This window comes from Neobacillus bataviensis (genome assembly GCF_019969725.1).
Genome location: NZ_JAHXYW010000013.1, coordinates 104,597 through 127,370, shown reverse-complemented (window position 1 = coordinate 127,370; position 22,774 = coordinate 104,597). Strand labels below are relative to the sequence as shown.

General features: G+C 37.3%; 23 protein-coding genes. 5 read left to right on the top strand and 18 right to left on the bottom strand.

What is annotated here, in order from left to right; translation table 11 throughout:
* Positions 1 to 21 precede the first annotated feature (21 nt).
* From LC455_RS25340 to LC455_RS25280, 13 genes are all read right to left on the bottom strand, one after another.
* Positions 22 to 918, bottom strand: a complete 897-nt coding sequence (locus LC455_RS25340; protein ID WP_223595165.1) for an NAD(P)-dependent oxidoreductase — start codon at positions 916 to 918, stop codon at positions 22 to 24.
* A 157-nt stretch (positions 919 to 1,075) separates the two neighbouring features.
* Positions 1,076 to 1,549, bottom strand: coding sequence for a hypothetical protein (locus LC455_RS25335; RefSeq protein WP_223595163.1), 474 nt, complete (start codon positions 1,547 to 1,549; stop codon positions 1,076 to 1,078).
* A gap of 90 nt (positions 1,550 to 1,639) precedes the next feature.
* Positions 1,640 to 2,425 carry an SDR family oxidoreductase gene (locus LC455_RS25330; RefSeq protein WP_223595161.1) on the bottom strand — a complete coding sequence of 262 codons (786 nt, stop codon included), beginning with the start codon at positions 2,423 to 2,425 and terminating at the stop codon, positions 1,640 to 1,642.
* Positions 2,426 to 2,537: 112 nt separating this feature from the next.
* Positions 2,538 to 3,173, bottom strand: a complete 636-nt coding sequence (locus tag LC455_RS25325; protein ID WP_223595160.1) for an FMN-dependent NADH-azoreductase — start codon at positions 3,171 to 3,173, stop codon at positions 2,538 to 2,540.
* A 110-nt stretch (positions 3,174 to 3,283) separates the two neighbouring features.
* A complete protein-coding gene (locus LC455_RS25320) occupies positions 3,284 to 3,430 on the bottom strand; it encodes a hypothetical protein (protein WP_223595158.1) in 147 nt (48 codons plus the stop codon).
* Positions 3,431 to 3,699: 269 nt separating this feature from the next.
* A complete protein-coding gene (gene ptsP, locus LC455_RS25315) occupies positions 3,700 to 5,412 on the bottom strand; it encodes a phosphoenolpyruvate--protein phosphotransferase (protein WP_223595156.1) in 1,713 nt (570 codons plus the stop codon).
* Positions 5,412 to 5,678 (bottom strand): phosphocarrier protein HPr, encoded by a 267-nt coding sequence (locus tag LC455_RS25310; RefSeq protein WP_223595154.1) that lies wholly within the window; start codon positions 5,676 to 5,678, stop codon positions 5,412 to 5,414. Before LC455_RS25310 ends, ptsP begins: the two co-directional genes overlap by 1 nt.
* A gap of 305 nt (positions 5,679 to 5,983) precedes the next feature.
* Positions 5,984 to 7,681 carry a glycerol-3-phosphate dehydrogenase/oxidase gene (locus tag LC455_RS25305; protein WP_223595152.1) on the bottom strand — a complete coding sequence of 566 codons (1,698 nt, stop codon included), beginning with the start codon at positions 7,679 to 7,681 and terminating at the stop codon, positions 5,984 to 5,986.
* A gap of 121 nt (positions 7,682 to 7,802) precedes the next feature.
* Positions 7,803 to 9,293 (bottom strand): glycerol kinase GlpK, encoded by a 1,491-nt coding sequence (gene glpK, locus LC455_RS25300; RefSeq protein ID WP_223595151.1) that lies wholly within the window; start codon positions 9,291 to 9,293, stop codon positions 7,803 to 7,805.
* Positions 9,294 to 9,375: 82 nt separating this feature from the next.
* On the bottom strand, positions 9,376 to 10,569 hold the full coding sequence (locus tag LC455_RS25295; RefSeq protein ID WP_223595150.1) for a hypothetical protein: 1,194 nt from the start codon (positions 10,567 to 10,569) through the stop codon (positions 9,376 to 9,378).
* 11 nt (positions 10,570 to 10,580) lie between these two features.
* Positions 10,581 to 11,774 (bottom strand): DUF58 domain-containing protein, encoded by a 1,194-nt coding sequence (locus LC455_RS25290; protein WP_223595149.1) that lies wholly within the window; start codon positions 11,772 to 11,774, stop codon positions 10,581 to 10,583.
* Positions 11,771 to 12,721 carry an AAA family ATPase gene (locus LC455_RS25285; protein WP_223595148.1) on the bottom strand — a complete coding sequence of 317 codons (951 nt, stop codon included), beginning with the start codon at positions 12,719 to 12,721 and terminating at the stop codon, positions 11,771 to 11,773. The genes LC455_RS25290 and LC455_RS25285 overlap by 4 nt, the downstream gene beginning before the upstream one ends.
* Positions 12,722 to 12,764: 43 nt before the next feature.
* Positions 12,765 to 12,959, bottom strand: coding sequence for a hypothetical protein (locus LC455_RS25280; RefSeq protein WP_223595147.1), 195 nt, complete (start codon positions 12,957 to 12,959; stop codon positions 12,765 to 12,767).
* Positions 12,960 to 13,188: 229 nt separating this feature from the next.
* Between LC455_RS25280 and LC455_RS25275 the strand changes: the two genes are divergently transcribed.
* Positions 13,189 to 13,377, top strand: a complete 189-nt coding sequence (locus tag LC455_RS25275; protein WP_223595146.1) for a YkvS family protein — start codon at positions 13,189 to 13,191, stop codon at positions 13,375 to 13,377.
* Between the two features lie 52 nt (positions 13,378 to 13,429).
* Here LC455_RS25275 and LC455_RS25270 read toward each other — a convergent pair whose 3' ends face one another.
* The gene (locus LC455_RS25270; RefSeq protein ID WP_223595145.1) at positions 13,430 to 13,549 is read right to left on the bottom strand and encodes a DUF6254 family protein; all 120 of its coding nucleotides are present in this window, start codon (positions 13,547 to 13,549) and stop codon (positions 13,430 to 13,432) included.
* 110 nt (positions 13,550 to 13,659) lie between these two features.
* On the opposite strand from LC455_RS25270, the gene LC455_RS25265 reads away from it, so the two are divergent.
* Positions 13,660 to 14,274, top strand: a complete 615-nt coding sequence (locus tag LC455_RS25265; RefSeq protein WP_223595144.1) for a CPBP family intramembrane glutamic endopeptidase — start codon at positions 13,660 to 13,662, stop codon at positions 14,272 to 14,274.
* A 30-nt stretch (positions 14,275 to 14,304) separates the two neighbouring features.
* Here LC455_RS25265 and LC455_RS25260 read toward each other — a convergent pair whose 3' ends face one another.
* Complete coding sequence (locus LC455_RS25260; protein WP_223595143.1) at positions 14,305 to 15,354, bottom strand: YkvI family membrane protein; 1,050 nt, start codon at positions 15,352 to 15,354, stop codon at positions 14,305 to 14,307.
* Between the two features lie 189 nt (positions 15,355 to 15,543).
* Between LC455_RS25260 and LC455_RS25255 the strand changes: the two genes are divergently transcribed.
* Positions 15,544 to 17,691 (top strand): ATP-dependent Clp protease ATP-binding subunit, encoded by a 2,148-nt coding sequence (locus LC455_RS25255; protein ID WP_223595141.1) that lies wholly within the window; start codon positions 15,544 to 15,546, stop codon positions 17,689 to 17,691.
* A gap of 45 nt (positions 17,692 to 17,736) precedes the next feature.
* On the opposite strand, the gene LC455_RS25250 is transcribed toward LC455_RS25255, so the two are convergent.
* On the bottom strand, positions 17,737 to 19,431 hold the full coding sequence (locus tag LC455_RS25250) for a M3 family oligoendopeptidase (RefSeq protein WP_223595139.1): 1,695 nt from the start codon (positions 19,429 to 19,431) through the stop codon (positions 17,737 to 17,739).
* A 94-nt stretch (positions 19,432 to 19,525) separates the two neighbouring features.
* The gene (locus LC455_RS25245) at positions 19,526 to 19,966 is read right to left on the bottom strand and encodes a MarR family winged helix-turn-helix transcriptional regulator (protein ID WP_223595137.1); all 441 of its coding nucleotides are present in this window, start codon (positions 19,964 to 19,966) and stop codon (positions 19,526 to 19,528) included.
* Positions 19,967 to 20,096: 130 nt separating this feature from the next.
* Between LC455_RS25245 and LC455_RS25240 the strand changes: the two genes are divergently transcribed.
* Entirely contained in the window at positions 20,097 to 21,605 is a 1,509-nt protein-coding gene (locus LC455_RS25240; protein WP_223595135.1) for an ATP-binding protein, read from the top strand.
* Positions 21,606 to 21,636: 31 nt separating this feature from the next.
* On the opposite strand, the gene LC455_RS25235 is transcribed toward LC455_RS25240, so the two are convergent.
* Positions 21,637 to 22,161 carry a hemerythrin domain-containing protein gene (locus LC455_RS25235; protein ID WP_223595133.1) on the bottom strand — a complete coding sequence of 175 codons (525 nt, stop codon included), beginning with the start codon at positions 22,159 to 22,161 and terminating at the stop codon, positions 21,637 to 21,639.
* A 226-nt stretch (positions 22,162 to 22,387) separates the two neighbouring features.
* Here LC455_RS25235 and LC455_RS25230 point away from each other — a divergent pair, with 226 nt between their 5' ends.
* Positions 22,388 to 22,735 carry a hypothetical protein gene (locus tag LC455_RS25230; RefSeq protein WP_223595131.1) on the top strand — a complete coding sequence of 116 codons (348 nt, stop codon included), beginning with the start codon at positions 22,388 to 22,390 and terminating at the stop codon, positions 22,733 to 22,735.
* Positions 22,736 to 22,774 lie beyond the last annotated feature (39 nt).

Sequence of the window (22,774 nt, the reverse complement as noted above, 5' to 3'; positions counted from 1 at the left end):
GACAGGAGGAATTTATTCTAACTAGTTTTTCCAATATTTATAGAGTGCCTGGGTTCCTCTATTCTCTTCACCTTTTTCCGCCAATTGATCATAAAGTGATTTGGCTAGTGCTAGCCCTGGTACTTCCATTCCCATTTGTTCAGCTTCATCCAAGGCAATTTTCATATCTTTAATAAAATGCTTAATGTAAAAACCAGGTTCAAAATTCCCTTGTAGCATTCTTGGAGCAAGATTGCTTAATGACCAGCTGCCAGCTGCCCCAGTTGTTATACTTTTTAACACATTCTCCGGATTTAATCCCGCTTTTTCAGCATAAATAATGGCTTCACACACCCCAATCATATTTGACGCAATGGCAATTTGATTTGCCATTTTTGTGTGCTGCCCTGCGCCTGGATTTCCTTGATAAACTATATTGGTTCCCAGATGCTCAAGTAAGGGGCGGACCGCTTCAAAAGCTTCTTTTTCGCCGCCAGCCATAATGGAAAGCTTTGCTTCCCTAGCTCCTACATCCCCACCGGAGACAGGGGCGTCAATCGTATGTATCTTATGATTCTTAGCCTCTTTATAAATTTTAACAGCAAGAGACGGTGCAGAGGTGGTCATATCAATGAAATAGCTTCCGGGCTGGCCATGTCTAATTAAACCATCTTCACCAAGATATATTTCTTCTACATCTGTTGGGTAACCTACCATCGTAAAAATAACTGATGCCTTTTCCGCCATTTCCTTTGGTGAATCAGACCATACAGCTCCATTCTCTAATAATTCTGCTGCTTTTTCTTTGGTCCTGGAAAATACCAATAAAGGGTATCCAGCCTTTAATAAATGTCCGGCCATGCTTTTACCCATGACACCTGTTCCAATAAAACCAATAACCGTATTTTCTGGAGTCAGCAAACTGATCGTTCCTCTCATTTTTATTTTCCTTTATTTTAGCACTATCCTATTATTTTTGGGGGAATTTACAAAAAAAGGCCGAAACGTCTCAGTCGTTCCGGTCCTTTGTGCTCCATCTCCAAATTTATGCACATATTAATGTTGTCCAATAAATTGAAAAAAACTCATTATTCTTTTACAATTCTGATGAAAAATTTGTCAAGTAAACCCTGCCAAATACTTCCTTATCGTTGAATACCTCAATTGAAACGGCGTTATTTTGTTCAATCATATTTTTAAGTTCTTCAATATGTAAATCCTGTTGTAATGGTATGGGATCCATAAAAATATATTTTTCACTTTTGCCTTTTACTTCTAAATATTCTCCATTTAGTACTTGGTCTTCACCATAGATGATTTCCCTTTTTCCGATTGCAGCAGCTAATTTGTCATCGTGAATGGTTACTTTTACCTTATATAATTGGTGAGCTTCAAGGATTTCATTGTTAATCCTGAAACGAAATTGTAGTTCATTATTTTTCGTTAGCAGCGCATCCGCATAACGATTGACGATTAGTTCATTAGAAAATAAAATTCCACAACCGCTTAGTAGAAATGAACAAAAAATTCCTATAACCAAAACGACTAACCTTCGAGAATTCCTGCGCATCTGTAACACTCCTTTATATTTTTACCATAACCAAAAATAAGTGGTAATAAACGTAAAGAAAGGTTAATTAAGGAAACTAATCTTCTTCTGTTAAATTGCTTTTATCATGCCGCCGTCGACAATAAATGAACTGCCTGTCATATAGGAATTTGCGTCTGACAGCAGGAAGGCAGCCACATTGGCAAATTCTTCAGGTGTTCCATATCTTTTCAAAGGAATCCCCGCTTTAACCTGTAATTCAACGGTTTCCCGGTCCAATCCCAGCTTGTCTGCGTTTACTTGGTCAAGGTGCTTTACACGGTCAGTCGCAATTCGGCCGGGCGCAATTGTGTTAATAAGAATATCATAGGGAGCAAGCTCAGATGCAAGCGTTTTTGAAAGTCCAATAATCCCTGTCCTAAAAGTGTTTGAAAGTATTAATCCTGGTATTGGTTCCTTTATCGAAGAGGAAGCAATATTAAGAATTTTCCCTCCCTGTTGTTTTAAATATGGTAAAACTTCGCGGATCATTCTCACATAGGATAACAGATTTAATTCAAATGCTGCTTGCCATGCTTCATCGGTTAATTCCTCAAAAGAACCAGCTGGAGGTCCGCCAGCATTATTTACAAGTATATTTATTCCGCCAAAGGTTTCTGCGGTTACTGATACAAGCTGCTTAAGGTCAGCAGGTTTAGTAATATCAGCTTTTTGATAGGCGACTTTTCCAGTTCCAATAGATTCTAGTTCATAAGCTTTTTGTTTTAGTTTTTCATCTTCCCGGCCGGAAATCATCACATTGGCCCCTTCTCTTACAAGCCGCTCCGCAATTGCAAACCCTAATCCCTGACTTGATGCTGCGATTAGCGCTGTTTTACCATTTAAGTTCAATTCCATTTTCTCGTCCATCTCCTTCTTCAAATTCTATTTCTATTATACAAAAATTAAGTAGAAAAAGTTGGTAATGAAATTTGACAAAAAAATTAAGAGGCAGATAATCTGCCTCATTTTAAAAGGTATGTGCAAAATCTTTTGCGCGTGCTATTGCATTTTCTTTGATTTCTTGGGCTTTATCAGGCATCGCATTATGACCTTCGACAAAAAGCCCCTCAAGGGTTGGAACCCCAAAAAAGCTCATCATCACACTAATATAACGGTGTCCCATTTCCATTTGGGCTGCTGGCCCCTCAGAATAAAATCCACCACGTGCTTGTATATGCAAGGCTTTTTTATCTGTCAGCAAACCAATTGGACCATTTTCAGTATATTTAAAGGTTTTACCGGCAACGGCAACAGAATCCAAATAGGCTTTCATGACAGGAGGAAAAGAAAAGTTCCATAATGGTGTGACAAACACATATTTATCAGCTGCCACAAACTGTTCACTTAACTCACCAAGACGTCCTACCTTCGACTTTTCTTCAGCTGTCAGCTCATCAAACGCTTGGCCCGAGCGAAGCTTTCCCCATCCACTAAATACATCCGCATCAATATGAGGGATGTTTTCATTGTATAGATCTAAATGAATAACCTCATCGTTTGGATTAACCTGCTTGTAGCTCTCAATAAATGCTTTTCCTACTGCCATACTATACGACATTGTTTCATTATGAGGATGGGCTGTAATGTATAAAACCTGTGCCATTTTAATCACCTTTCTTTTTGCAGATATATGACATTTTAGTTTTAGTCAAAAAGCCCTAAAATAAACAAAAAGGATTTGCCACTTTGACAAATCCTTTTACTACTCTTTTATTATTCGTTTGTATCTAGTGAATAAGGATTGCGACCAATGCTTTTTCTCATTTCATCAGTCATTAGGAATGGTTCATTTACCACTGACTCATTTGCTGCCTGACTTGTTAGAGAACTGCCATCATAATGTACAGGTTTTTGTTCCATAATTCCTTTCACCTCCACTAATTCCTCACTTTTTAGCATTTGCACTTTTTAGTTATTTACTTATGTAATTCAGGCCTTTCTGACTATTATTATACCAAATATTTCACAAAATCGACATAATAATATGAATAAAAGAGTAGTAAAATTTACACAAAAAAGGGTCTGTTAATCTTCGCGCCTTCCGCTCCAATCAACAGTGTAAAAATCAAAAATGCCCTTTAACATAACCAAAAAAACCGACTATTTAAAGTCGGTTTTTTTTGTGTTTATTATTTTGTTGCCGCATTTACAGCATCAATTACCTGACTGGTTGTTTGCATGTTTAAAACTTCACTTGCAAGCTTTTCCATGTCAGTTTTCTTTAAATTCTTAATGAGAGAGCGAGCCTTTAATATGGAGGTTGCACTCATTGAGAATTCATCAAGACCAAGGCCTAATAGAACAGGTATTGCTGTTTCGTCGCCTGCCATTTCGCCGCACATACCTGCCCATTTTCCTTCAGCATGCGCTGCATCAATGACCATTTTTACTAAACGTAAAATTGATGGGCTATAGGGCTGATATAGGTATGAAACCCGTTGGTTCATGCGGTCTGCAGCCATCGTATATTGAATTAAATCGTTTGTTCCGATACTGAAGAAGTCAACTTCCTTTGCAAATTGATCAGCTAGTACTGCAGTAGATGGAATCTCTACCATAATCCCAAGCTCAATCTTATCTGCTACTTTTTGACCTTCAGAAAGAAGCTTTTGTTTCTCATCTTCAAGAATTGCCTTTGCTTCACGGAATTCATCCAATGTAGCAATCATTGGGAACATAATCTTCAGGTTTCCAAAGCTGCTTGCTCTTAAAAGAGCTCGAAGCTGGGTACGGAAAATCCCTTGTTCCTCCAAACATAAACGAATCGCACGGAAGCCTAAGAAAGGATTCATTTCCTTTGGTAACTCTAAATAAGGCAGTTCTTTATCCCCGCCGATATCTAAGGTTCGAACAACCACAGGTTTTCCTGCCATACCTTCTAAAACAGCTTTATACGCTTCAAACTGCTCTTCCTCTGTTGGAAGCTGCTCCCTGCCCATGTAAAGGAATTCGGTTCTGTATAATCCTACACCTTCGCCGCCATTTTCAATTACTCCTTTTAAATCATTTGGAGTTCCGATATTTGCAGCGAGTTCAACGTGCTGGTCATCAGCAGAAACGGTCGGCTCATTGACAAGTTTGGCCCATTCCGCTTTTTGAACTTCATAATCCTCATGTGTTTTTCGGTATTCAGCAACAAGCTCAGGTGTTGGGTTAATATGTACTTCCCCTTTGAGTCCATCGACAATAACTAAGTCGCCATTATTAATTTCCTCAGTAGCAGTTTTTGTACCAACAACAGCAGGAATTTCCATCGACCGAGCCATAATCGCGGAATGGGATGTACGGCCGCCAATATTAGTTGTAAAACCTTTGACAAATTGTCGATTCAATTGTGCTGTATCAGACGGTGTTAAATCTTCTGCGACAATGATTACTTCTTCGGCAATCATGCTCGGATTCACCAATTGAACACCTAGTAAATGCGCCAATACACGTTTTGTTACGTCCCGGATATCAGCAGCACGTTCCTTCATGTATTCATTATCCATTTGTTCAAACATCGTAACGAACATATCTGCCGTTTCTTTAAGAGCAGACTCTGCATTTACTTTTTCAGACTGAATTTTATCCTCGATTGGTGCATTAAGCTCAGGATCACTTAGGACAAGTAAATGCGCTTCAAAGATTGCGGCTTTATCTTCACCAAGGTCTACCTTTGCCCGGTCCCGAATTGCTTCTAGTTCAGACTTAGATTTAGACATAGCCTGACGGAATCGTTCAACCTCAGCGGAAGGATCGTCAATTGTTTTATTCTCAAAATTTAAATCCGGTTCAACCAGTCGGTATGCTTTTGCAATTGCAATACCGTTTGATGCTGCAATTCCATTTAAAAAAGTCATTATTCAGCCAATCCTTCTTTTTTCAATGTTTCTTCAAGGCTATTTAGAGCATCTGCAGCGTCTGAGCCCTCTGCTGAAATTTTAATGTCTGACCCTTGACCAATTCCTAAGGACATAACGCCCATAATAGATTTTAAATTAACAGTTTTGCCTTTGTATTCTAAATTGATTTCTGAATCAAATCTGCTTGCAGTTTGCACTAAAAGTGTTGCCGGTCTTGCATGAATTCCTGTTTCTGCTGTTACCTTAAATTGTTTTTCTGCCATTTAATATCAAACTCCTTTTAGTTTAAATGTAGTAAAATGATGCTTATGATAGCCTTTACAATATAATCCTTTTAGTCATTTTTCTTACAAATAGACCTGTAATATTTTCCCCTAAAAGGAACTTAAGTATGTAAGCTTTAAGCCTCATTTATAGTTAATAAATATTAATACAATTGCTAGAATAACATGTTCAAACACTACAGACAACTTATAAACTAAAATGTAAGCGCATTAAAAAATGACAATTTATTTTTTTTTACAAATTTCATAAAATAGACATAAAAAGCTGTCTTTCTAGACAGCTCTCATAATTTATTTCCATTTACTGCATGTGGATATTCTTCTTGCTCGTCAACAGGAATAACGGTATTTCTTAATGAATCATCTAAAGAGATTTGATATTTTTTCTTTTGGTCTTCTGTCCAGGAAAATTTGTCTGCCATATAGTCAATTACTTGGTTTTTCCACATTTCGACTAATCTAATATTAAATAAAATTGCGCTGCTTCTACGATTAAAAAAATCAATTGGTGTTGCTGCCATCTCGTCCTCAATTGCATAAACCAATTTGGCAAAAATATCTATTGGGAGTTTATATTTCAATAAATCTTCCTTGTTCTTTTTTAAAAGTTCATAAATAGAACTTATGTTTGAGCCGTACATTTTTGCTAACTGTTCTGCTTCCTTATGAGTTAATCCAGCTTCTTCTCCCTTGTTAATCTGATTACTTACAAATTCAGCAAATTTCTTTGTCCCCCCTACATTACCGCCTGAAATCGGTAAATATTTCGTTTGTGATGAAGGAAAGCTTCGATTTTCTTCAATTCGAAATTTTTCTGCCAGTAAATCAACAATGGTTTCTGCCATTTTTCGATATCCAGTTAATTTGCCTCCCGCAATGGTAATTAAACCCGAATGGGACTCCCAAATTTCATCCTTCCGGGAAATTTCTGAAGGGTCTTTCCCTTCTTCGTAAATAAGCGGTCGAACCCCTGCCCAGCTGGACTCAATGTCTTTTTCCGTAATTAGAACATCGGGGAACATATAATTGATTGCACAAATAATATAATTTCTATCACTAACTGTCATGGTAGGATTGACAGCATCTTCATTGTAGAAGGTATCTGTTGTTCCTACATAAGTTTTTTGGTCCCGTGGGATTGCAAAAACCATACGTCTATCTGGAGTATCAAAATAAATGGCTTGCTTCAAAGGAAATCGGGATTGGTCGATGACTAAATGGACCCCTTTTGATAGCTGCAGAGTTTTTCCTTTTTTTGATTTGTCCAACTCACGAATCGTATCAACCCACGGGCCTGCGGCATTAACAATTTTTTTCGCACGCACCTCATAGTTTTCTCCCGTTAACTGATCTTCGGCAAGAATACCAACCACTCTGCCATTTTCGTAAATAAGTTTTTTGGCTTTAGTATAATTTAATGCGATTGCTCCTTTTTCGACAGCCGCCTTCATGACTTCAATCGTTAAACGGGCATCATCTGTCCGGTATTCCACATAATAGCCCGCTCCTAATAAACCATCTTTTTTCACTAGAGGTTCCTTTGCTAACGTCTCTTCTTTGGATAGCATTGTGCGCCGTTCGGATTTCTTTACACCGGCCAAAAAGTCATATATCCATAACCCAATTGAAGTGCTAAATTTACCGAAGGTTCCTCCTGTGTGCATTGGAAGCAGCATCCACTCCGGTGTTGTTACGTGCGGTCCATTTTCAAAAAGAATAGCCCTCTCTTTTCCAACCTCGGCGACCATTTTCACTTCGAACTGTTTTAAATAACGCAGTCCGCCATGGACTAATTTAGTCGATCTGCTTGAAGTCCCAGCCGCAAAATCCTGCATTTCAACAAGTGCTGTACTCATCCCGCGGACTGCAGCATCAAAGGCAATACCAGCACCTGTGATTCCGCCGCCGATAATTAAAACGTCAAATTGGTCGTTTTTTAGCTTGTTAACAATTCCGTTACGAAATAAGTTTGAAAATTTCATTTGAAATCCCCCCTAAAAAGAGCCATATTATTAAATATGCAACAAGGCTTTAAGGTGAAATAAAAAGAGACCCCAAAAACCATTACCTTTAAGGATAGGTTTTTTGTGGTCTCCATGAGTTTTATTTAAAAGCGATTGCCGCATTAACTGCTTTTTTCCAGCCATGATACAACTTAGAGCGGGTTTCTTCGGTCATTGTCGCATTAAATTGCCGCTCTATCGCCCATTGCTTTGAAATTTCTTCTTGGTTTTTCCAATATCCTACGGCCAGCCCCGCTAAATAGGCAGCGCCCAAAGCAGTTGTTTCATTAATAATAGGTCTTTCAACTGGGACATTTAAAATATCACTTTGGAAATTCATTAAGAAATTATTTTTGACTGCCCCGCCATCGACTCTTAGTGTTTTCAGGTCAATACGGGAATCGGCCTCCATGGCAGATAAAACATCTTTTGTTTGATAGGCTAGTGATTCTAGCGTTGCCCGTACGAAATGTTCCTTTGAAGTTCCGCGTGTTAAACCAAAAACAGCCCCGCGAACCTCACTATCCCAGTATGGTGTACCCAATCCGACAAAGGCGGGAACAACATATACACCATCTGTAGATTCAACTTTTTCCGCATATCCTTCACTGTCCCTCGCGTCCTTCAACATTCTTAAGCCGTCACGAAGCCATTGAATTGCTGAACCTGCTACGAAGATGCTGCCCTCTAATGCGTATTCAATCTTACCATTGAAACCCCAAGCAATCGTTGTAAGTAATCCATGTTCCGATCGGACTGCTTTTTCACCTGTATTCATTAGCATAAAGCACCCAGTGCCATAAGTATTTTTCGCCATCCCTTTTTCAAAACATGCCTGACCGAATAATGCCGCCTGCTGATCGCCAGCAGCACCAGCAATAGGCACTTCCTTGCCAAAGAAATGATAATCTATTGTGTTGGCGTATATTTCTGAGGAAGGACGAACGTCAGGGAGCATTGATTTTGGTACTCCCAGGATTTCTAATAATTCTTCATCCCATTTAAGCTCATGAATATTAAACATTAATGTACGGGAAGCATTTGAATAATCAGTAATATGGGAACGTCCCCCAGAAAGCTTCCATATTAACCAAGTATCAATGGTACCAAACAATAGTTTCCCCTTATCGGCTTTCGCGCGCGCCCCTTCTACATGATCCAAAATCCATTTCACTTTTGTCCCAGAAAAGTAAGCATCAATCAGTAATCCTGTTTTTTCACGAAATAAAGAATCATAGCCTTTATCTTTGAGGGCATCACAAATTTCGCTAGTTTGTCTTGACTGCCAAACAATGGCATTGTACACTGGAATACCTGTTTCTTTATCCCAAACTACGGTTGTTTCTCTTTGGTTAGTGATTCCAATCCCTGCAATTTGGTCTGCTTTTATGCCCGATTCCGATAGCACCACGGCAATGACTGATAAAATAGACCCCCAGATTTCATTTGCATTATGCTCAACCCAGCCTGGTTTCGGAAAATGCTGCGTAAATTCCTTTTGTGCAGTATGGACAATTTCCCCGCTTTTATTAAAAAGAATGGCTCGAGAGCTGGTTGTTCCTTGGTCTAAAGATAAAATATACTTTTCCATTTATATTTCCCCCTAGAAAGCGCATTCACTAAATATTATAACAGAAGCAGGTAATATATTCTGATATTGCTTCGGCTCTTTATTATGCTTTCTTCCTATTTTTATGGATTTCTTTCAGTTTCTGCTTTATGAGGTGAATATCTTTTTTTATCATGTTTTGGTCATCCATTGAAGATAAAAGCCCCCCATATCGGACTTTCTCATAGATTTCGATTGTTTCATTTAATTCTCTTATGCCCACTCTATTAAACCATTCCTGTAAGTTTTCAAAAGGAAATCTTCCTAACTGAAGCTTTTGGGCAAATATCTCTAATTCAAATATTTCCTTTCTTATACTATCCTCTGGCGGTTTTTCCTTCTTACGTAGAAAAGATGTCAGTTTTCCCGAAAACACACCTTCAGAAACTTCTACTTTATTTGAGGGATTTCCTGAAAAAGTTTGTAATTTTAATTTTTTTTTATAAATGAAATAAATAATAAACCCTAGTAAAGCTAATATGAGAATGAGATACAATATATTTTCAGTCATACCAAATGTCTGTTCCTGATATTTACCTGAATCAAGCTCGATTTTGGTTCCTTTACTATTTGGTTTATACTCGTTATTTTCATATAAACTAAAAAGATATTGGAACATATTTAACAAAGGTTCTGCTATTTTGCTAAACGCAAAAATGAATAATTGTAAAATACCAAAGTAAGCTTTTTGGATATATTTCAGTAAAAAAGTAAATATAAGCCCTACTAAAGAAAGCCCGGCGAGAATTTTTATATAATATAATGCAAACCTCGTTTTATCCCCATGAATAGCATTCCATTTCTTAAAAAAATTAGCAGCAAGCACTAAAAAAACCTTAACAATAAGAAGAATGATAATTTGATTTTGATAAATATAGTGGCTCATTGCTGTGTAGATTATAGCAGCCATTCCGATAAAAAATGACAGGAGTAACATATGAACGTCTGAACGACTAGAAAAATCATCATATAAGATAATCCCGCGCCAAAAAATTAACACACCAATAAACATCCATAAAGAAATAGGCTGGCCTGTTTGATAGCCAGCCATTAACAATAATGGAAAAACCGTTAAAAAATAAATCCATTTTCCTTTATTTTGGTATTGATGCAGGAGAATAATAAAAAGGATTAAGCTTCCTAAACAGATTGGAAACAAAAAGAACAATGGAGGTAACTCTTCTTTATTAATAAAGTATAAAAATACTAAAAGCATTCCAAGCATTAATTCCAACGTAAAATGATAAGAAACAGCCACTACACGATTGATCATAAAAGCCTTCTCTCATTCCGATTTTCCAATCCTCTTAGAACACCTTGCTCATCTTCAATAAATAGTTCAAACAATCGGATCCCTCTTTTGCCCATATCAAATAACAATTTATTCGTTGTATCCTTCCGATTTCCTGCATGGATAAAGAATGGTTGTTCCGGTAGATGGTTTTTAAAGAACGATAGCATTTGGTCATATGGCATGCTAGTATTTTGCAGATTAATTGAAGAAAGTGTTTCTAAAACCTTTTGCAAATGCTCTTTACCTCCTCCTTTTGCAAGATATAGGAAAGGGGTGTTTCCAGCCGTTCGAACGTTAATGCATAAAGAATAGGGGATATTCCTTTTATAGGCGTAATAGGCAAACTCCGTTATACTACTAAGTAATTTTTCAAGGCTGCCTGTAATGGAATGACCATTGGAAACATTTAAGGCCATATTCCAACCTATTTCCGAAACGGTTTCATAGATTTTAGTTTGTAACGTTTGGCTTTTAGCACTGGCTTTCCAATGAACCTTGTTAAAGCTGTCTGATGGTACATAATCCCTTGTTCCGACCGGTCCGAGACGGTCCTCATAAAGTGATTGAGGTACAGCATTTGTCCCTTGAAGAATTGACATTTGCTCAGTTAAGCCCTTTACGGGTAATGGTTCCGGATAAACAATGGCCAGCTGTTTGAGAAAATACTTGGATTCCAAGACGGTTTCCCCAAAACCAAAAAGGCTGGGTATATGTATTTCAAGCTTGCGGATTTTTGCTATTCCTCTCATTTTCGCCGTAAAAGGGATCCTAATTTGTTTTGTCTTCTTCGTGTAAATGGAAAAAGGGACAGAAATTTCATACATAAAAAGATTGGATTCTATCTGGCTGCTCTCCGGTGCAACAAAGTGATCGAAGAAAACCTTTAACTCCCCTTTTAAAATGGGAAACCCGCCGTTTTGAATGGTTATTGTCCATTCGCTCTTTCCATTAATAAAAAGGCGTTTTTTTTCGGGTATATTATCTATGGAAACCCCTTCCCCAACTCTTTTTAAATAAAGCTGATTTGCAATGCTGACAGTTAAAAAAAAGACTGCTAAATATAAAACTAATTTTGACTGCATATAAAGGCTTACAAAGATTAATAAAATGGCTACCCCGTTTATACCCTGAATCTTCCGTTCTTCCACTAAATACTTGTTCCAAATCATCCATTAGCCCCCGCTTCAACTGGAACAGGAGTTGAATCAAGAATTTCCGTAATAATAGTTTCAGGTGTTTTGGTTAATGACCCTTCAATGGACAAGTAAATCCGATGACCTAACACAAATGGTGCTACTTGTTTCACATCCTCAGGGGTAACAAATGTACGGCCGTTTAACAATGCTTTTCCCTGTGATGCCCTCATTAAGGCTAAAGTTCCTCTTGGGCTCACGCCTAGTTCAATACTATTATTCTCTCTCGTTTTTCGAATAATTTTAAGCAAATAATCCTCCATTTCACTTGATAAATGGATATTTTTGATGGAATCCTTTAATTCTTCTATTTCTTCATTTGAAAAAACTTGTTCAATAGCGATAATTTCCTTATCGCCCCGATGAATGTGCATGATTCTTTTTTCATCTTCATAGACAGGGTAACCAATTTTTATTTTGATAAAGAACCGATCCATTTGCGCCACTGGCAATGCAAATGTTCCTTGTTGTGATTCGACTGGATTTTGTGTAGCAATGACCATGAAGGGTTCCGGTAATGGAACCGTTTCACCGTCGATTGTTACTTGTCTCTCTTCCATTACTTCTAATAAACTGGACTGCGTTCTTGGTGTTGCCCGATTTATTTCATCGGCTAATACGATATTTGCCTTTATTGGGCCAGGTCGCAATTCAAACTCTTGCACCTTCGGATTAAAAAATTGAATCCCAGTTACATCACTCGGTAAAACATCCGGGGTAAATTGAATTCGTGAAAATTCCCCGCCAATTGCAGTAGCGAAACTCTTAGCAAGCAATGTTTTACCAGTCCCGGGCACACTTTCAAGCAAAATATGCCCATTAAATAATAAAGATATGGCCATTAATTCTACCTCCATATCCTTTCCAACAATCACTTTGCTGATTTCATTTTTTAATTGAACTATTTTTTCAGTTAAAGCCATCCCTGTCTCCCCTAAAAAATCTCTGTATTTTTGAAGCTTCTGCTTAACTTCTTGGTTCTTTTAAATATTGATATAAAACATCGCCGCCTCTTTGGCCAATGCCGCGGAAATGTTTAAAATCTTTTCGTTTTACTAGGACTTGGCGAAATTCCATAAAATCTTCATTTTTGACGTAGTACTCAGACAAATCTCCTGTCATCAAGCGATCTAAAATTTCAGTAATCATTTCTTCACTCATTGCAAAATACACCACCCTTTATCTCTATCTATTTTATCGTATCTGGAATTGATTAAGTCAAATTGAGAGCGTTTTCTTTTCTTCTTTCAAATTTTCCTACATATAATCAAATACTTACAAAGAATTAACGAAATTGTCAAATAAAGGGCTTTACGAATTAAGAAAAGTAGTGCAAACTGTTATTTAAATGGATTTCATATAACGCTTTTAGGCAAAGGAGAGAGACTAAATGAAGAAAGCAGAAGTAGGGAATATTATTGAATTCCGTGGTGGCCTACAAGGAATAGTAGAAAAAGTAAATGAAAATTCTGTTATAGTCGACCTAACATATATGGATAATTACCGTGATTTAGAATTGGACCAACGTACTGTTGTCAATCATAAAAATTATAGAGTTGTAAAAGAAAGCGCTTTTTAATTTGATAGTTCAGTAGAAAAGGCAGTCTACCCACTGCCTTTTCTTTTTTGTACTATTTACTCTGCCCTGTTTCTTTCGATAATTGTTTTAATGATTTTACTTTTCCGTGAGGATTTTGATCCTGTTTTCTAACAGTCCATTCCCTCTCTTGCTGACTTTGCGATTTACTCATATCTCTCACTCCTTTCCTAATTATTTTTTTCAATTTTTTATGTTCTTATTAACGGAATTGGATAAAATGTTTAATGATAATAAATTTATTGAAGTTCAAAGGAGTTAACTATGATTAAGAACATCTTCATGGACATGCGCCTCGTGATTGGGATATTAATCGCCCATTTACTTATTCTCTTTTCTTTCCACGATAAAGCCATATTTTGGTATATCTTTTCTGGGTCTTTACTAATATTAATTGTTTATGCAATGTTTCAAGGAGATGTTGATGATAAAGCATCCTTTATTAAATATATCTTTTTTGGCGCCATATCCGGGCTTCTATTATATGTTGTTTTTTGGCTGGGTTATCACGCCCTTGAATTCTTACATCTTCCTTTTAAAAACGGATTGAATAAACTTTATAAATGGTTTGCCCCCTCCTTATTTTGGCAGTATCTGGCCCTGGTTTTCGTTGCTGCACCAGGCGAAGAATTTTTCTGGCGTGGATTTGTTCAAAAAAGATTATCGAAGCATTTAGGGGCGATTGTCAGTATATTAACTGCCTCATTATTGTATGCCTCGGTACATATTTATTCAGGGTCCTTTTTATTAGTGTTTGCCGCATTTATATCTGGATTTGTGTGGGGTTGCTTATATTTTTGGAAAAAAAGCATGCCACTAGTCATTGTATCCCATATCATTTTTGATATTATGATATTCATTATTTTTCCCCTCCAATAGGAAGACAGCTATTCAGTGTCGAATAGCTGTCTATTTTCTTTCATTTGCAGTAAATGGCTTCATCCAAAGTAATACAAAGAAGGTCATACAAATATAACCAAACAATGGATATAAATATGATAACAGCGTACTATAATTTACCAGACTTATGAGGTAGGAAATGGCAAAAATCCCCGTTACTGATCCAATTGTGGGAATATTCATATACTGTTTCAGCTGACGGTCAAGACCAAAGACATTTCCAATGACCGAAGTAAAAATTTCTCCATAGATAACGACCACAAAAATCCAATAAAAAAACGGGGCTAAATTTTTCATAATGATCGCCATCGGAATGTCATACAATTCCAGGTTTGGCAGCATAATCAACGTTAAATGGCTTGCTATTAATATAAGAGTTAGTGCAAGTCCACCAAGAATTCCTCCCCACTTAATCGTCCAATCATCTTTTATCTCAGTTGCTACTGGCACTAACACAGCCTGTGCTAACCCCAGATTCAAAGCCACATACGAAAATGGTGCCACGACACTCTTCCAGCCATCGTCAGCATGGGGAATAAATAAAAATTGTCCCAAAAAATGCGGCATTCGTAATGAATAAACCATTAATATTAAGCTGAAGGAAATCATTAGCGGTACAACAAATGTATTCACAGCAAAAAGACCCTTGGTGCCAATTAACATGACAATAAAGGAGAGAAATATCGTAAGAAATACCCCAACTGTTTTAGGAAGCCCCAGCTGCTCCTCAAATACTGCCCCAGCCCCTGCGAGCATAACTGCACTTACCCCAAGCAGCATCAATAGCATAAAAACATTGATGAGCCGGCTCGGCCATTTACCAAATAGGTATTCATTAAACTCCTGGTAGGATTTTGCCTCAATCTGAGCAGCCATTCGCATCATCTTAGAGCCAATTGCCACAAAGAAATACCCGCTCATTAATATACTTATAAAGCCAAAGAAACCAAATCGAGAAAAAAATTCTACGATTTCTTTTCCAGTGGCGAAACCTGCACCAACAACAGTCCCCACATAGACTGCTGCAATTTGAAAGGCTGCTGCCCAATTCCGCTTCACACCATCCCCCCCTTATCAACAATATATGTATGGAGGGACGAACTAAGACGAGCTTTTTCCTCGATTGTTAAGATTTACTATAAGCAAACGGCTTGAAAGTCAAAAATAGTCAGAGTATACTATGGTCATAAGGTCAAAGATAGTCAAAGTCAAATTGATAAAAGCTTAATAACAAGGAGGTTATTACTCATGCTTTGTCAACGATGCAATCAAAACAACGCAAACGTACAATTATCTCTTAATATTAATGGACAACGTAGGGATATGAAGCTCTGTCACGAATGTTATGCAACTGAGAAAAAAGCAATTGGAACCTTTGGGCCAAATATGAATGCTTTCCCTGGTTTCCCGTTTGAAGATTTGTTTACAGCGAAAGACTTCTCACAAAATGCAAATTCAAATGGTCAATTTGCGCCCCAAAGTACAAAAAAACATAACGGTTTTATTGATCAATTTGGAAGAAATTTAACGCAAATGGCTAAAGCCGGTTTAATTGACCCAGTAATCGGCCGTAATGACGAAGTGAAACGCGTGATTGAAATTTTAAACAGAAGAAATAAAAATAATCCTGTATTAATCGGGGAGCCCGGTGTTGGTAAAACGGCTATAGCTGAAGGTCTTGCCCTTAAGATTGCTGAGGGAAATGTACCAGGAAAATTACAAAATAAAGAGGTTTATTTACTTGATGTCGCTTCCCTTGTAGCTAATACAGGTATTCGTGGCCAATTCGAGGAACGAATGAAACAGCTAATTACAGAATTACAAGAAAGAAAAAATATTATCCTGTTTATTGATGAAATACATCTGCTAGTTGGCGCCGGTTCTGCTGAAGGATCAATGGATGCTGGCAACATATTAAAGCCTGCCCTTGCCCGAGGTGAGCTGCAAGTGGTCGGTGCTACAACATTAAAAGAATATCGTCAAATCGAAAAGGATTCCGCATTAGAGCGCCGCCTTCAGCCAGTCCATGTTCTTGAGCCTGATAAAGAAGCCGCTATTGAAATCCTAAAAGGAATCCAAAAGAAATACGAAGACTACCATGAAGTAACCTATACTAATGAAGCAATCCATGCTTGTGTCCAATTATCTCAGCGCTATATTCAAGACCGCTTTTTACCTGATAAAGCGATTGACTTAATGGATGAAGCGGGTTCAAAATTAAATCTTGCTTCTGATTACAAAAGCAACGACCAAATTGAAGCACGTCTAAAAGAGATTGCTGCTGAGAAAGAACATGCTTTAAAAAATGAAGATTATGAAACAGCAGCCAAGCTTCGTGATGAAGAAGCAAAACTAGAAAAGGCATTAAATTCAGCAGCAACTACAGAAAGACCCGTTGTCACTGTTTCAAATATTCAGGAAATCATCGAACAAAAAACGGGTATTCCTGTTGGAAAACTTCATGAAGATGAACAACTAAAGATGAAAAGATTAGAAGAAAACTTGAATCAAAAAGTCATAGGCCAAGAAAAAGCGGTTCTAAAGGTGGCAAAAGCAATTAGACGCAGCCGCGCTGGCTTAAAGTCAAAACATCGCCCAATTGGCTCTTTCCTATTTGTCGGTCCAACAGGAGTAGGTAAAACAGAATTAACTAAAACACTAGCCGAGGAATTATTCGGCACGAAGGATTCGATGATCCGCCTTGACATGAGTGAATACATGGAAAAACACAGTGTCTCAAAATTAATTGGTTCACCGCCTGGATATGTAGGTCATGATGAAGCAGGACAACTCACCGAAAAGGTTCGCAGGAATCCGTATAGTATCATTTTATTGGATGAAATCGAAAAGGCGCATCCGGATGTCCAGCATATGTTCCTGCAAATTCTTGAGGACGGCCGTTTAACAGACAGTCAGGGCAGAATTGTAAGCTTTAAAGACACAGTAATTATTATGACAAGTAATGCCGGAGTCGGCCACAAAACCGTTCATGTCGGCTTTGGAACAAATGAAGCGGTTGAAGAGGCAAGTGTTCTTGATTCACTTGGGAGCTTCTTTAAGCCTGAATTCTTGAATCGTTTTGACGGGATCATTGAATTTAATTCATTGGGAAGACCACACATTTTGACTATCGTTGAACTAATGATTAATGATTTACAAGAAACACTAAAAGACCAAAACATGGAATTAACAATTACCACTGAAGTTAAAGAAAAATTAGCTGAGTTGGGCTACCACCCTACTTTTGGCGCTCGTCCACTTCGTCGGGTCATTCAAGAACAGCTCGAGGATAAAATTGCAGATTATATTCTTGAACAGCCTGATGCGAAAAAGTTAATGGCAGTAATGGAAGGCGAGGAATTACGGGTTGTGTCAACAGTGGTTGCAGGTTCATAATACAAAAGCGAAGCCCTAATACGGCTTCGCTTTTTTAATGTAAAATTACAGCTTTTTATCTTCAATAGAATTTAACCATTTTTCAATCTCACTAATGACAGATTCAACGCAGCCGTTTTCAAATGGAGAAATTAAATGAGCAGCCTTGACAAGCTTTGTAAAGGACATGCTTCCGCCAAGCTTACAAAGGTTTACATAATCCTCCCAGGCTTCTTCTTGATTTTCTCTAGAACGCTTCCAGAATTGGAAAGCACAAATTTGTGCCAAAGTATAATCGATATAATAGAAAGGTGAATTATAAATATGACTCTGACGCTGCCAGAAGCCGCCCTTTTCTAAATAATCATTTCCATCATAATCTTTATGCGGTGTATATTTTTTCTCAATTTCTCGCCAAGCCTGCTTCCTTTCCTCTGGTGAAGCTGTCGGATTTTCATATACCCAATGCTGGAATTCATCCACTGAAACACCATATGGCAGGAATAATAATGCGTCACTTAAATGAGAAAACTTATACTTATCGGTATCTTCTTTAAAGAATAGCTCCATCCACGGCCAGGTGAAAAATTCCATACTCATCGAATGAATTTCACAAGCTTCATAGGTTGGCCAATAATATTCAGGTATTTCAAAATGACGGCTTGAATAAACCTGAAAAGCATGGCCGGCTTCATGTGTTAGAACATCAATATCCCCGGAGGTACCATTGAAATTAGAAAAAATAAACGGCGCCTTATAATTTTCTATATACGTGCAATAGCCCCCGCCTGCTTTTCCTTTCTTGGCAACAAGGTCCATTAAATTATTTTCCTGCATAAAGCTGAAAAATTCTCCTGTTTCTTTCGAAAGGTCTTCATACATTTTTTGCCCGTTTTCGATAATCCATTCCGGGCTTCCCTTTGGAGTTGCATTTCCTGTTTGATAAATGAAATTTTCATCATAATATTTTAATTGTTCAAGACCAAGACGCTCCTGCTGTCGTTTTTTCAATTTAGTAGCGATTGGAACAATAAAATCTTTCACTTGTTCACGGAAATTTGCAACCATCTCCGCGTTATAATCGGTTCTCATCATTCGATAATAACCAAGTTCAACAAAGTTCTTATAGCCAAGTGATTGGGCTATTTCTGTCCTTACCTTTACAAGATCATCAAAAATACGGTCTAATTCTGCTTCATGTTCAGCTAAAAAATTAAATTTCGCTCCATTGGCTTGTTTTCTCGTCTCTCGATCCGTAACTTGAGTAAACGGCTCCAGCTGAGCAAGTGTTCTTTCTTCCCCATCAAAAAAAATTTTTGCAGAAGCGATCAGCTTCGTATATTCAGTTGAAAGTCGATTTTCCTTCTGAAGGAGTGAAACAATTTCAGGTTTGAAAGTCTTAAGCTGGCCTTCAGCAAGTGCAAAAAGCTGTTTACCAAGTTTTTCTTCAAGCTCTGTACGGAATTTAGAATCCACTAATGATTGATAATACTTGGATACTAAACCTTCAACCTCAGGCTGAATTTCATCTATATAATCCTGTTCTGCCTTATAGTATTCGTCTTCCGTATCAATCGAATGGCGGATATAACAAAGATTGAACATCGTTCCCAGGTCATTTCTTAATTGATTAATATTGTTCATTTCCTTGATTTGGTCTTCGACAGACACAGCATTTTTGAAGCGTTCCAGCACAGTATCAAATTTTGCTGTTACTTCTTCTAAATTCGGACGAACATATGTATAATTTTCAAAACTCATTGAAACATCCCCTTTGTACTTGTTTTCAGCATTAATCAATTCGACACTATTCAATAATATTCCTTTATATAAAAAAAATACGGCCATAGCCGTATTAAAATTTCCCTGCAGGGATTCCTAATTTTTTCAAGAGTTCAATTGCTTGAAGCTTTTCTTCACCAGAAAGACTGGACATAAGCTTATCAATTTGCTGTGCATGCTCAGGAAAAATATCTTGAATAAATTTTTTCCCTTCATCTGTTATTTGTGCATACGTGACACGTCTGTCCTTTGGACAAGCAATTCTTTTCAGCAATCCTTTTTGTTCAAGTTTATCCACTACATAGGTAATGCTTCCGCTGGCAAGTAGAATTTTCCCGCCAATTTGCTGCATAGGCTGATCGCCTTTATGATAAAGAAGCTCTAAAACAGCAAATTCTGTTGGATTTAAACCGTTGGCATGTATAACCTTATTAACATGCTCATTTATAGCTTTATAGGCTCTTGAAAGAACAATAAATAATTTTAATGAAGTAGAAACTGCATCGTTTTCCATAGAAACTCATCCTTTTAAATTATCTCGATTTCAAAATTATTATAAAAAATTTTTGAGGTACTGTCAAATTCCCTTTTAATGGTATAATGATTTCGTTAAGAAAGATAACTGAATAAATTGAGGTACATTCATGAAAATTCGCAAAAGCAATTTACTTACTTATTTAATCGTTGTGGTTATACCAGTTTTTCTTTTATGTATATATTTTTATAATGATATATTAAAAGAAATTGATAGCAACAGAAAAGAGGATGCCAGTTGGATTGCCTCTATTTACCAGAAAAACTGGGACCAATTCATTAGTGAAACTGTGACTAGCTTAAACATATTGTCGCTTTCGGCTGAGGATAGTCTGCTCACACCACAGAAAATGGAACCGCTCCTCAATAAAGTGAATCAGAACGATCCAAGGTATGGTGGACTCTACTTACTTGATACGACTGGAAAAATCTTATCAGGTACGGTTCCATTGAGAAATGAAGCTGATTTTTCCAAATTGCACTTTATCCAAGAAGTAATCAAAACGAAGGATATTGTTATTTCTGAACATGAGGAAATCCTTAAAAATAACCAAAGAGTCATTGGGCTGGCAACACCAGTTCTTGATGAAGATCACAATTTAAAGGCCATTCTTGTTGCTGACCTTAGGATTGATTATATGAGGAACCTGATGAAGGTTCTTACTCCGGATACCAAACTTTATGTTGTAAATGGGGCCGAAAATCCCCTTCTTGAAATTAATGTGAAGCGAAAAGATATGATAGATGAAACAAACTGGGTCACTACACCAATGGATCGTTTGCCTTGGAGCATAAAAGTGAAAATGGCCGACCGAGATGGAAAACAGATTGTCAATGAAATGGGTGAAAATTTATTTTACATTCTTATCATCACACATATTCTCTTCATACTAATCAAATATATCTTGTTACGAATTCATACCGGTAGAGAAAGAAAACAAAATGAGCTTCAGAAGCTTGAATTAGTGGGTACATTGGCTGCTAGTACTGCACATGAAATCCGGAATCCGCTTACAGGAGTTAAAGGGCTAATACAACTACTAAGCGAAAAATATACGGAACCCGATGACCGCTATTATTTTAATGTGATTAACTCTGAGCTCAAACGAATTAATGAAATCGTCAGCGAGTTTTTAATCTTAGGTAAGCCGACGGCACAGCTTACCGATGAGGTAAATATAAATGAAATCCTACATGAACTGAGTCCATTAATTGTATCTGAAGCAAATTCTCATAATGTAGAGTGTGTATGGCATATTTCAGAGCAGCCGGTGATTGTAAAATGTGTAAAAGACCAAATTAAACAGGTAATCTTAAATATTACTAAAAATGCCTTAGAATCTTTTGAAAGCACTGGGACGCTTGAAATTATCCTACAACCCTTAGCAGATGTTTGCAAAATTGAAATCATTGATAATGGTAAGGGAATTCCGAAGGCTGAATTAGAAAAAATATTTCGTCCGTTTTATACCTCCAAAGAAACGGGGACTGGTCTTGGCCTCGTTATCTGCAAACGAATCATTAACTCTTTCGGTGGGACGATCGAGATAAACAGCACAGAAAAAATAGGCACTACGGTTGAAATAACATTGCCAATAGCAAAAGAAAAACGAGACTAATCCGTCTCGTTTTTTTGTCTTATTTGTCCCATTAGTTAATTTCTTTTATTTTACGGAATAATTCTAATTTTTCTTCATCAGAAAGCATTCTCTCGGCCATTGGGAAGAGTACATTTTCTTCTTTCGCAAAATGATCTGTTAAAATGAAGTATGCGTTTTGTATTAGTTCGGCCAATGTTTTCATTTCAGAAAATGTTGACGGCACGTTTAACGATTTTTCAAGAAATGCTTTAATATTTGCTTTCGCCTGATCATGCTCATATTCCATTACCGCAATTGGACCGGATGTCGTACCAATATAAGCACCCATCATCGGAAAAAGAACCCCTTCTTCCCTTTCTGAATGAGGATCTAGTGCTGCTTTAAATTCATTTACTTTCGTTATTAATTCATTAAAATTCATTTCAAGCTCTATTTCTTGATCAATTTTTTGCGTTAAGGTATATAATCCCTCTAATTGTGCTAATAATGGGGGATGCTCACCTTTTAATTGTTTAAGTCCTTCACTTAATTCAGCCTGCGGCATTCCTCCGAAAGCACTTATACACCCACTCATAATTTCTTTCACCTCTAACTTTTTTATTGCCTTAAGTATAAAAAGAAATAACCCTTTATGTAGTGACTGGGGTCACATCTAATAATTTTTTCAAGTTGGTCCGTCATTTATTTGTCGATTTTATGAAAACGCTTTATATTTTTTAAAAATTTTAACATTTATCACTCAAAAAACGTTAATAGTTTCATATAATATAGTTAAGACAAATAAAGGAGGGCAAAATCCCATGAAAACGCCAAATTATCACGATTTTTACGAAAAGGCATTAATCCCAATTGGTTTGAATGACCTTAACTTCCTAAAGGATACGGAAGCACATTGCCCTGTTTCTCCCCCAACTCACTGGCTTATTGCCGTAGAAGGAGTGCAGCTGGCACAGCAAAAGATCTATTATCATTGGAAAGTAAGTGTTTATCCTGCTGACTGCGAAGGGGATTTCAATTGGAAAACGCCTTATTATTGTTCTGCAAACATGGAGTCCATCGACTCTGCGATAGCTTTTGCCAGCTCACTCGTAAGTTCGAGCAAAAGAGATGAACTTACCTCCTCCACGAAACTAGAGAAAATCAGCTAATCCTCATAAAAATTTTTCTTCAGCTTCACCTTCTTTTTA

Coding starts and splice junctions, on each gene's coding strand:
- LC455_RS25255 (WP_223595141.1), top strand. CDS start 15,544: ATGCTTTGTCAACGATGCAATCAAAACAACGCAAACGTACAATTATCT.
- LC455_RS25335 (WP_223595163.1), bottom strand. CDS start 1,549: ATGCGCAGGAATTCTCGAAGGTTAGTCGTTTTGGTTATAGGAATTTTT.
- ptsP (WP_223595156.1), bottom strand. CDS start 5,412: ATGACTTTTTTAAATGGAATTGCAGCATCAAACGGTATTGCAATTGCA.
- LC455_RS25325 (WP_223595160.1), bottom strand. CDS start 3,173: ATGGCACAGGTTTTATACATTACAGCCCATCCTCATAATGAAACAATG.
- LC455_RS25275 (WP_223595146.1), top strand. CDS start 13,189: ATGAAGAAAGCAGAAGTAGGGAATATTATTGAATTCCGTGGTGGCCTA.
- LC455_RS25305 (WP_223595152.1), bottom strand. CDS start 7,681: ATGAAATTTTCAAACTTATTTCGTAACGGAATTGTTAACAAGCTAAAA.
- LC455_RS25320 (WP_223595158.1), bottom strand. CDS start 3,430: ATGGAACAAAAACCTGTACATTATGATGGCAGTTCTCTAACAAGTCAG.
- LC455_RS25270 (WP_223595145.1), bottom strand. CDS start 13,549: ATGAGTAAATCGCAAAGTCAGCAAGAGAGGGAATGGACTGTTAGAAAA.
- glpK (WP_223595151.1), bottom strand. CDS start 9,293: ATGGAAAAGTATATTTTATCTTTAGACCAAGGAACAACCAGCTCTCGA.
- LC455_RS25230 (WP_223595131.1), top strand. CDS start 22,388: ATGAAAACGCCAAATTATCACGATTTTTACGAAAAGGCATTAATCCCA.
- LC455_RS25245 (WP_223595137.1), bottom strand. CDS start 19,966: ATGGAAAACGATGCAGTTTCTACTTCATTAAAATTATTTATTGTTCTT.
- LC455_RS25280 (WP_223595147.1), bottom strand. CDS start 12,959: ATGAGTGAAGAAATGATTACTGAAATTTTAGATCGCTTGATGACAGGA.
- LC455_RS25330 (WP_223595161.1), bottom strand. CDS start 2,425: ATGGAATTGAACTTAAATGGTAAAACAGCGCTAATCGCAGCATCAAGT.
- LC455_RS25340 (WP_223595165.1), bottom strand. CDS start 918: ATGAGAGGAACGATCAGTTTGCTGACTCCAGAAAATACGGTTATTGGT.
- LC455_RS25265 (WP_223595144.1), top strand. CDS start 13,660: ATGATTAAGAACATCTTCATGGACATGCGCCTCGTGATTGGGATATTA.
- LC455_RS25250 (WP_223595139.1), bottom strand. CDS start 19,431: ATGAGTTTTGAAAATTATACATATGTTCGTCCGAATTTAGAAGAAGTA.
- LC455_RS25235 (WP_223595133.1), bottom strand. CDS start 22,161: ATGAGTGGGTGTATAAGTGCTTTCGGAGGAATGCCGCAGGCTGAATTA.
- LC455_RS25310 (WP_223595154.1), bottom strand. CDS start 5,678: ATGGCAGAAAAACAATTTAAGGTAACAGCAGAAACAGGAATTCATGCA.
- LC455_RS25285 (WP_223595148.1), bottom strand. CDS start 12,721: ATGGCTTTAACTGAAAAAATAGTTCAATTAAAAAATGAAATCAGCAAA.
- LC455_RS25240 (WP_223595135.1), top strand. CDS start 20,097: ATGAAAATTCGCAAAAGCAATTTACTTACTTATTTAATCGTTGTGGTT.
- LC455_RS25290 (WP_223595149.1), bottom strand. CDS start 11,774: ATGATTTGGAACAAGTATTTAGTGGAAGAACGGAAGATTCAGGGTATA.